This window comes from Paludibacter sp. 221 (assembly GCF_010501035.1).
Classification (GTDB): domain Bacteria; phylum Bacteroidota; class Bacteroidia; order Bacteroidales; family Paludibacteraceae; genus QVMH01.
On record NZ_QVMH01000087.1, the window covers coordinates 1 to 2,915 of the forward strand.

At 40.3% G+C, this 2,915-nt stretch carries 1 protein-coding gene; it reads left to right on the forward strand.

Annotated elements, in window-relative coordinates:
* The first annotated feature begins 242 nt into the window (after positions 1 to 242).
* Complete coding sequence (locus D0T49_RS12755; protein ID WP_163632291.1) at positions 243 to 2,240, forward strand: OPT family oligopeptide transporter; 1,998 nt, start codon at positions 243 to 245, stop codon at positions 2,238 to 2,240.
* Positions 2,241 to 2,915: the final 675 nt, after the last annotated feature.

The following is a 2,915-nucleotide window of genomic DNA, read 5'->3' on the forward strand; positions in this document are numbered from 1 at the left end:
AAATTATTAATACTTTTGTCTAATCAAACCTGTAACGGTTTTTTAGGACTAGTCAATTTTCAACTAAGACGCAAACCCAAAAGAGAAAAATGCTGTACATTTTCTTTTTCGTAGATTCTTGGCGTCTTAGCGTCTTAGCGTACTATTTTTTATTTATTAAACTAAGAATCAATAGTTTTAGTTAATTTTACAACGAAGTGTTGAAGTAAGAAATTGCGAATCTTTAAATCAGAAATATAATTATGAAAACGGAAGAAGAAAAAATCACGGGATTGCCCGAAAATGCGTCGCGCGAGCTGAAACCGGGTGAGGAGTATAAGCCCATTTTATCGCCGGATGGTAATTACCCCGAAGTAAATGTGCGTTCGGTAACGCTGGGGCTGTTGATGGCTGTACTCTTTTCGGCAGCGGCAGCTTATCTTGGGCTTAAAGTAGGGCAAGTATTCGAAGCTGCTATTCCTATTGCTATTATAGCAGTAGGATTGTCGAGTGCATCGAAACGTAAAAATGCGCTGGGCGAGAATGTTATTATACAGTCTATCGGTTCCAGTTCGGGAGTGATTGTAGCAGGGGCTATATTTACACTGCCTGCCCTTTATATCTTACAGGAAAAATATGAAGAAATAACCGTAAGTTTCATGCAGGTATTTTTAAGCTCGCTGCTTGGAGGTGTGCTTGGTATTTTGTTCCTGATTCCTTTCCGTAAATACTTTGTATCGGATATGCATGGTAAATATCCATTTCCCGAAGCTACAGCTACCACTCAGGTACTTGTGTCGGGCGAAAAAGGTGGCAGCCAGGCTAAGCCGCTTATCACAGCGGGTATTATAGGAGGTCTGTACGATTTTCTTATCGCTACTTTCGGGACATGGGCTGAGACTTTCACTTCGCGTGTTCTTCCTTTCGGAACAGTGATTGCCGATAAGGCGAAGGTATTGTTCAAAGTAAATGTAGGCGCTGCCGTACTTGGGCTTGGTTATATTGTAGGGCTGAAATATGCCGCCATTATATGTGCCGGCTCGGCATTGGTTTGGTTTGTTATTATTCCTGCTTTACCGCTATTGGGCGATGGTTTGCTCAACACTTTAATACCGACCTATGCAGGGGGTATTGCAGATATGGCTCCGGAGACTATTTTCACCGGTTTTGCACGTCATATAGGTATTGGTGGTATTGCTATGGCAGGTATCATTGGTATTGTACGCTCGTGGGGAATTATTAAGAGTGCTGTAGGATTGGCATCGAAAGAACTGAAAGGAAAAGGCGGACAAAAAGCAAGTGCCGAAGTGAAACGCACACAGCGCGATATATCAATGAAGATAGTTTCGATAGGCGTTATCCTTGCTCTGATAGCTACATTTATTTTTTTCTATTTTGGGGTAGTGAATAATCTGTTGTATGCTATTGTAGGTATATTGGTAGTAGCCATCATTGCTTTTCTGTTTACTACAGTTGCGGCTAATGCCATTGCTATTGTAGGCACAAATCCGGTATCGGGAATGACCTTAATGACGCTCATTCTTGCATCGGTTGTGATGGTAGCAGTCGGGCTGAACGGTACAGCGGGAATGGTTGCGGCACTTATTATGGGAGGAGTGGTTTGTACGGCTCTTTCCATGGCAGGTGGCTTTATTACCGACCTGAAAATAGGATACTGGATTGGAACAACTCCTGCTAAGCAAGAAACATGGAAATTTCTTGGTACATTAGTTTCGGCTGTTACGGTAGGTGGAGTTATCATGATATTGAACAAAACATATGGTTTTACAGGAGAACATGCTTTGGTTGCCCCTCAGGCTAATGCTATGGCTGCCGTTATCGAGCCGCTAATGATGGGGGCAGGAGCACCCTGGCTGCTTTATGGTATCGGCGCAGTGCTGGCTTTGGTACTTACTTTTTTCAAAGTTCCGGCTTTGGCTTTTGCGTTAGGGATGTTTATTCCTCTGGATTTGAATGTGCCTTTGCTTATAGGTGGTGCTATCAGTTGGTTTGTTTCTACGCGCAGTAAAGATGAGGCTTTGAACAAGGTCCGTCAGGAAAAGGGTACTCTTATTGCTTCCGGATTTATTGCCGGTGGAGCATTGATGGGGGTTGTGAGTGCGGCTATGCGCTTTGGCGGTTTGAACTTTGTTAATTCGGCCTGGGCAGGAAGTGCCGGAGCCGAATGGGTCGGATTGTTAGCTTATGCTTTGTTGATAGGATACTTCATTTGGGATTCGAAACGGGCTAAGGCGGAATAAGTACACTTTATATTTTCAAGTCATAAAATTTGTTCAGGGTTTCATTTATGCGTGAAACCCTGATTTGTTTTTTATGGATAGTAATGTTATAAAAGGTCTACATGTTTATGTTTAATGAATTAAATAATCTATTGATTATTAGTGTTTTATGGGATATTTGATTTTTAAAATTCATTGAAAATATTGTTTTTTCAGAATGTAGAGGTAACTGATTGATAATTATATGTTTGCGTTTTTATCATGTGTTGTATTCGGTATTTTCTTGATTTCGTTAAATATTTGCCTCAAAAAATCAAAGCCTTTACATTTGCATCTGCATTCTTCGGATAAAGGTGAAGAATGATTTAGTTAGCTACAAGTTATCAGCTACAAGCTATAAGTCTTGTCCTTTATCTTTTATTCTTTTTGTCCTTATTATCTTTTTTAATACAATATGACTTTCTCTCAGCAAATAACCCCTCAAAAAAGTGCTTTTGCAAACGTTAAAATGTTTGTAAGTAGCATTATTATGTTAGAGAGAGAGAGAGAGAGAGAGAGAGAGAGAGAGAGAGAGAGAGACTTATAAGCCTCTTCCTGAGTTGTTTGTCAGCTCTATTTTCGGACGTTTGTCCGTTTTCCAATCAAAAATCATTCAAAATAATTATATTCCTGAAAGAGAGGATAATTCTCTTTTTC